A 6238-nucleotide genomic window follows, 5' to 3' on the forward strand; every position below is an offset into this window, starting at 1 on the left:
GCCCCCCCGGCGGACGCCGGACCCCTCGTCGCCTATCGTTCGCCCCGCTTGCGCTTCGGGCGCACTGGGCGATGAACTAAACCCCAGCGGTGGAGCGATCCCCCGACCGCCTGCCGACCGTTCTCGACGCCGCCTTCTGGCCGACGCTCGTCGTCGCCGGCGCCCTGTTCGCCCTCGCCGCGCTGGCCCCCGGGGCGGCGGAGTGGAAAGCCGTCCGGCAGCGCCTCGCCGTGGCCGACGCCGACGCCGCGGCCCTGCGGGCGGAGATTGAGGGCCTGAACCGCGTCGCCACTGCCCTGCGGACCGACCCCGCCTTCGCCGCGGAGGTGGCCCGGTTGGACCTCGGTCTGGTCCGGGAGGGGGCCGACCGGCTGGCGGTCCCGGCGGCCCCGCCGCCGTTCGCCCTCGACCCGCCGCCGACCCCGCCGGCGGAGCGTTGGCCGCTGATCGACGCGGTCGCCGCGAACCGCCGCCTGCGGGTGACGCTCGCCGGCGTCTCGGCCGTGCTGGCCGCGATTGCATTCACCCTCTGCCAGCCGGCCGCCGCCGGCGTGGTGCGGCGGGCGTTCTGGCTGCCGGGGCTGCTGTGGCGCACCGTCGCCGCCCGCTATCGTGCGGCCCCCTGACGGTCCCCCGCTTCTCCCTGCGCCCCCGCCGATGTCCGCCGCCCTGCTGCTCGCCCTCTGCTGCGCCACGCCGGTCGAGGGGAGCGCGCCGGACTGGAACGCCCGGCTGGCCCCGATCGACCGCATCGTCGCGGAGGGGATCGAGGACGGCGAGATGCCCGGCTGCGTCGTGCTGGTCGGTCGCCGGAACGGCGTCGTCTGGCGGAAGGCCTACGGCGACCGGGCCGTCGAGCCGGAGCGGGAGCCGATGACGCTCGACACCCGATTCGATCTCGCCTCGCTGACGAAGCCGGTCGTGACCGCCTTCTGCGTGCATCACCTCGCGGAGCGGGGCGAACTGGACCTGAACGCCCCCGTGGCCGACCGCCTGCCGGCCTTCGGGATGCACGGGAAGGACGCGATCACGCCGGCCCACCTGCTCACCCACACCGGCGGCCTGATTGCGGACAACGCCCTCTCCGACTACCGCGACGGTCCCGAGGCGGCGTGGCGGGCGATCTGCGAGCTGAAACCGCTCGCGGCGCCGGGGGAGCGGTTCGTCTACTCCGACGTCGGCTTCATCACGCTGGGGAAGTTGGCGGAGGAGGTCTCCGGCCATTCGCTGGACGAGTACGCCGCCGCCTGCCTGTTCGAGCCGCTGGGGATGAGCCGGACCGGTTACAACCCGCCGGCGGCCGTCCGCGGGGAGATCGCCCCCACGGAGCGGCAGGGCGACGACTGGCGGCGGGGCCGGGTGCACGACCCGCGGGCCGCCGCCCTCGGCGGCGTCGCCGGGCACGCCGGGCTGTTTTCGACCGCCGACGATCTCGGCCGCTTCGCCCGGATGCTGTTGGGGGAAGGGAAGTTGGACGAACCCGGCTCCTCTCGCCTGCTGACGCCGGAGACGGTCCGGGCGATGACGGCGCCGCGGACCGTGCCCCGGGGCCTGCGGACGCGGGGGTGGGATAACCGCAGCCCCTACAGTTCCAACCGCGGCGATCTGTTCTCAGACGCCGCCTTCGGCCACGGCGGATTCACGGGGACGGCCCTCTGGATCGACCCGGAGCGGGACCTGTTCGTCGTCTTTCTCTCCAGCCGCCTGCACCCGGACGGTCGCGGTGCGGTCAATCGGCTGATCGGGCGGATCAACACCGTCGCCGCCGCGGCGGTGCTCTGCGACGTCGAGCTTTGAGGGCGCCGGCTCCCCGCCGGTGTGGAGGAGCAGGCTGGCGACCATCGCCAGCAGCACGCTGGCGGCGAAGGCCCACAGGGCCCACCCGGCGACGACCTGCGTGTTCCCCGGCAGCCCCTTGACGGCGACGACGATTAGGCCGATCACCATGACGTCCAGCATGCTGAATTTGCCGACGTGATGGGCCAGCCAGCCGGCCCACCCGTGCCGGGCGTCGGCGCTGGCGTGGGCCGCGGTCCAGGCGAGGATCGCCAGCTTGGCCGTCGGAAAGGCCACGCTGAAGGCGAACAGCAACCCGGCCAGCCCCTCGGCCCCGTGGTTCCACATCCGCTCGATGCCCGTCAGCACGCTGAACGTGCTGACCTTCAGCACCCGCGGTTCGAGGATCTGAATCCACCCGTGCCAGTCCCCCCCGTGCGGGATGACGGTCATACACGGCCCCGTCAGCCCGAGCCCCAACGTCACCGCCGCCGCCGCGACGAGCGTCAGGATCAACGTGCGACGGGCGGCGGACATGAGACGGAGCCTGCGGGGGAGCCGGTCCGGCGGGGCGAACGACGGCGGACGTCGCCCGGATCAGACCGTGAGTTCGACGACGTTGGCGGGCACTTTCTTGGACTGCACGTCCCGCGCCCGGTCGTCGTCGGCGAGGTCGCTGTGGCAGGCGGCTTTGTGGCCTTCGGTGGCGCCGACGGCGGACTTCGTCTTGCCGGCCAGCTTGTGGATCTGGTCCGGGGAGAGGTGGCCGCGGGCCTCCAGGATCGCGCGCTGCTCCGCGTTCAACGCGGGGCTCTTCAAGACTTTCTCCCGGGCGAAGCCGTCGGCCTTGCCGCTGGCGAACTCCTGGATCTCCTTGCTGATCCGCACGCTGCACCAGTCGTGGCCGCACATGGCGCAGAAGTCCGTGTCCACGTCGAGGTCCTCGTCGTGGTAGGCCCGGGCGAGGTCCGGGTCGAAGCTCAGTTCGAAGTGCTTCTCCCAGTTCAACGCCGCCCGGGCGCGGGTCAGGTCGTCGTCCCGGTCGCGGGTGCCGGGGATGCCGAGGGCCACGTCGGCGGCGTGGGCGGCGATTTTATAGGCCACGCAGCCCTGCTTCACGTCGTCCTTCTTGGGCAGGCCGAGGTGCTCCTTGGGCGTCACGTAGCAGAGCATGCTGGCCCCGTGGTAGGCCATGCTCGTGGCGCCGATGCAGCTCGTGATGTGGTCGTAGCCCGGGAAGATGTCCGTCACCAGGGGACCGAGCACGTAGAACGGCGCCCCGTGGCAGAGCCGGCGCTGGATCTTGGCGTTGTATTCGATCTGGTCGAACGGCACGTGGCCGGGGCCCTCGATCATCACCTGCACGCCCTTGCGCCAGGCGCGCTCGGTGAGTTCGCCGAGGGTGGACAGTTCCGCCAATTGGGCGGCGTCGGTGGCGTCGGCGAGGCCGCCGGGGCGGAGGCCGTCGCCGATGCTGAAGGTCACGTCGCGGTCGTGCAGCACGTCGCAGATCGCCTCCCAATGCTCGTACATCGGGTTCTCGGCCTTGTGGACCAGCATCCACTTCGCCAGCAGGCTGCCGCCGCGGGAGACGATGCCGATCAGCCGGTCCTTGACGAGGTCGATATGCGCCCGCCGCACGCCGGCGTGGACGGTCATATAATCGACGCCCTGCTCCGCTTGGTGGCGGAGGGTGTCGAGGATCACCTCGATGTTCAAATCCTCCAGCTTCTTGCCGATGATCATCGAATAAATCGGCACGGTGCCGATCGGCACCGTGGAGGCTTTGAGGATCGCCTCGCGGCAGGCGTCGAGGTCGCCGCCGGTGGAGAGGTCCATGACCGTGTCGGCCCCCCACTTCTCGGCCCACCGCAGCTTTTCGACCTCCTCGTCGGTGCCGCTGGAGACCGGCGAGGCCCCCATATTCGCGTTCACCTTCGTCAGGCTGGCCCGCCCGATCGCCATCGGGTCGAGGTTGTATTCGAGGTGCTTCGTGTTGGCCGGAATGACCATCCGGCCGGCGGCGACCTCGTCGCGGACCTGCTCGGCAGAAAGGTGCGGCTCGCGTTCGGCGACGCGGCTCATCTGCGGAGTGACGATCCCCAGACGGGCCGATTCGAGCTGGGTGACCGGCGAGAAGCCGGCCGGGTAGGTGACGGTGAGGAACGAGCCGTCCGCCTGCGCGAACTCGACGGTCTCGCAGCCGTCCCTCCCGCCGTCCGCCGTCCGCCGTCCGCCTTCGACCGTCCAGCCGTCGGGGAGGAAGTCCCAGGCGGTTTTGTCGCTGGGTTGCGGCATCCCCGGGGCGTCCGGGGAGGAGAAGGTCAGCCGGCCGGCGGCGCCGGGGGCGAGCTGGGGACGGTTGGCGAACGTGCCGGGGGTGGTGCCGGCCGGGGCGGAGGCGGGGTCTCCGCCGACGGCGGGGAGCGGGACGAACGACATGGACGGGGCCGGCGATTACGGGCGGAGCGAAGCGGACGGATCCCCATCCTACGGCACCTGCCGTCGTTCGGCGACGCCGCCCCAAGGCGTCCGCCGTCGGCCGCGTCGCGTGGACGCTCGCCGTGATCGCGGGAGGCGTCGACTCGCTCTGCGAGGACCGGGTCCGAAGCGTCCGAAGACACGTGGCGGGAACCGGCCTTGGCCGATGCCCGCCGCTCGCGGCTCGTTGGAGAGACGACCTACCTCCGAAGCGCCGCGGGCACGGCCCGCCAGAGCCCAGAGGTGCAACTGGAGGACTGGGGAGCTGAGTCGCCCCCCCGGGCTTTTCGGGCGACGGGGGAAGGGGCTCCCGATCGCAAGAAAAGAGGGGGGATTGCTCCGGGTTCTCCCGTCCGGCGGGGGGCGAACGACCGTCTGGGGGTTTGCTGCCTGTTCGGCGGGCGGCTTCAGGGCCGACGACTTCGATTGCCGGTTCGGCGTGGGAGGCCGAGGGGTTCGGCGGCTTCCTGGTCCCCTCTTGCCGACTCAGAGCGTCGTCTCGTAACGCGGAGCGGACTCCCGCGACGGACCGGCCCCTCCGAAGACGCTCAGGGATCCGCTGGCAAAGCGAATCCCTAGGCGCCTCCGTCCGCAGCGGATCCTTCAAAGGCGGTGGAGCTACTTTCGGAGCGTCTCCGACTCGCCGCCGCCGCCTTCGTTGAGAGGCGTCAAGGGTTGGGGCCCCTCGCCTCGTTCCGGAATGCTGCCCGGTTCAGGCAGCGACGCTTCGGTCTCCCCGCAGCCAAGGCAGAGCGTGGCGAACAGCAGGCACGAGGCCAGCGGGACATAAAACAGAGGAGTTTTTCTTCGGTCGGAGAGCATGCGCATGAGGACCTGTCGAGGGTGACGCCGGAAAAATTGGACGCGGTGAGAGCGATCGCCTCCCAGGGCGATCGAGGGACAGAGTTCGTGCGAGCCCCGATCCGAGGATCCGGGCCACGCGACGATCAGAAGGCGTTGTTCTCCAGCACGTCTCCGTCCGCCATCCCGGAGAGGTCGATGTACACCAGATAGTCCGTGGTATCCGCGATCGACTGAACGGAGCCGTCGCCCATCACGAATTGGGTCACGCCGGAGTGATCGCTCTGGAACCGCAGGCTCGATTCCGGATCACGGCAGGCGCCGCCGGTAAAGTCCAGCGCGAACGGGAGGTCCCAGTCCGCTTGATTCTGGTTGTAGATCTCCGTTCCCGCGTGAGAGCGAAGTCCGCAGTAGCTGTAGAGCGGCCCCGCCTTGATCCACTCGAACTTCTGGTTCCACGGGCCCCCGCCGTAAACGCCGTCGACCAGCGTCCCGGAATTCTCGCCGAACATCAGCGTGTTCGTCAGACCGTCTTTCACGCTGCCGAAGGTGACCTTCTCACGCCGATTGAACATGCCGGCATGCCGGTCCGCGTTGGAAATGTTCACCTTCCCGTAGAAACCGGCCATCGACAGGTACGTGGTGCGTCCGAAGGCCTGGAACGCCGGGGAACCGCTGACATCGTACGCGCTGAATCTGCGGGAAGCCCCGCTGCCCGTGTTGTACGTGTTGTAAATCGTCAGCCACATATTGACCGGCGGGTTGCTCTGGGCTGACGGGCAAACGAGCGTGGGAATCTTTGCATACGCGGTGGTCCAAGTGTCGTAGGTCGTGTCGTCGTCGTCGTCGTAAGACCACCACGCCGTCGCGCCCCGGGTCCCGCCGTAGTTGCCGGGCACCGGCCCCGAGGTGTTGTCGGGGGTTAGGTGGACGTTCGTGGCGTCGTCGTGAACGCCCTGATCGATTGCGGGGAGGTCAAGGAACGGGAGCAGGTACGGGAACGTTCCGGTGCAGATCCCGCTGGTATCGCCGTAGGCCGAACTCGCGTCGTAGCCTTCGGTCGTCATCCAGCCGGGCGGCGCCTTGCCGTAGGTGCTTTCGAAGTTATGGACGGCCAGTCCGATCTGCTTGAGATTGTTCTGGCACTGACTTTTGCGGGCGGCCTCGCGGGCCTGCTGGA

Annotated in this window: 4 protein-coding genes and 1 pseudogene; 2 read left to right on the forward strand and 3 right to left on the reverse strand. The window is 69.9% G+C overall.

The window, feature by feature from the left end; genetic code table 11:
• Nucleotides 1-89: 89 nt before the first annotated feature.
• Nucleotides 90-626: a septum formation initiator family protein gene (locus ACG2DA_RS21235; RefSeq protein ID WP_395258491.1), complete on the forward strand. Its 537-nt coding sequence runs from the start codon at nt 90-92 to the stop codon at nt 624-626.
• Between the two features lie 31 nt (nt 627-657).
• Entirely contained in the window at nt 658-1797 is a 1140-nt protein-coding gene (locus ACG2DA_RS21240; protein ID WP_395258493.1) for a serine hydrolase domain-containing protein, read from the forward strand.
• A 45-nt stretch (nt 1798-1842) separates the two neighbouring features.
• Here the strand turns inward: ACG2DA_RS21240 and ACG2DA_RS21245 are convergent.
• The 3 genes and pseudogenes from ACG2DA_RS21245 to ACG2DA_RS21255 form a co-directional block, all read right to left on the reverse strand.
• Nucleotides 1843-2313 (reverse strand): annotated as a pseudogene (locus ACG2DA_RS21245) (paraquat-inducible protein A); the annotation flags it as partial.
• Nucleotides 2314-2373: 60 nt separating this feature from the next.
• Nucleotides 2374-4218 (reverse strand): phosphomethylpyrimidine synthase ThiC, encoded by a 1845-nt coding sequence (gene thiC, locus ACG2DA_RS21250; protein WP_395258494.1) that lies wholly within the window; start codon nt 4216-4218, stop codon nt 2374-2376.
• Nucleotides 4219-5204: 986 nt separating this feature from the next.
• The coding region (locus ACG2DA_RS21255) for a DUF1559 domain-containing protein (RefSeq protein ID WP_395258496.1) at nt 5205-6238 on the reverse strand (1034 nt) is incomplete at its 5' end.

The organism is Alienimonas sp. DA493 (assembly GCF_043951915.1).
Taxonomy (GTDB): domain Bacteria; phylum Planctomycetota; class Planctomycetia; order Planctomycetales; family Planctomycetaceae; genus Alienimonas.

Excerpts from the sequence above, each read along its gene's own strand:
- ACG2DA_RS21240 (WP_395258493.1), top strand. The coding sequence starts at position 658 with ATGTCCGCCGCCCTGCTGCTCGCCCTCTGCTGCGCCACGCCGGTCGAG.
- thiC (WP_395258494.1), bottom strand. The coding sequence starts at position 4,218 with ATGTCGTTCGTCCCGCTCCCCGCCGTCGGCGGAGACCCCGCCTCCGCC.